General features: G+C 51.2%; 1 pseudogene. It reads left to right on the forward strand.

Going from position 1 to position 520, the window contains the following annotated elements:
* Positions 1–110: 110 nt before the first annotated feature.
* Positions 111–520, forward strand: a pseudogene (locus tag OGX95_RS00045) (tail fiber domain-containing protein); the annotation flags it as partial.

Genomic DNA, 520 nt, shown 5'->3' on the forward strand with positions numbered 1-520 from the left:
CCTATAACCGGGTTTTTGGTAATTACTTCAGCAATGGATGGGATATGACCCGTAACAGAAATATCACCATGCCCATTCTCGTTATCCCGAACATGTACTGAGGAAAATCTATGTCAGCAGGAACACTCACCCTGACGAATAATTCTGCCCAGGTATCAGGGGCGGGGACTTCATTTACTACCGAATTGGCAGCCGGCGATTTTGTTGTTGCCACTGTAGGCGGCATTCCGTATACGCTCCCGGTCAAAACAATCGAAAGCAATACAGGACTGACGCTGGTCAGTAACTATACCGGACCTACTCAGTCGGGGGCTGCATGGTCAGCGGTTCCTCGGGTGGCGCTGAATATGGTGACCGCCGCGCTGGTGACACAGAGTGCTGAGGCGCTTCGCGGCCTGAATTACGACAAGCAGAACTGGCAGCAGTTTTTCACTGCTGATGGTGATGTCACAATTACGCTTCCAGATACCAGCCAGACAACGGGGCCATCAGCGAAAAAACTGGTCAATAGTGTCAGCAA

It is taken from the genome of Citrobacter sp. Cu233, assembly GCF_030332225.1.
In the GTDB taxonomy this organism is placed as follows: Bacteria; Pseudomonadota; Gammaproteobacteria; order Enterobacterales; family Enterobacteriaceae; genus Citrobacter.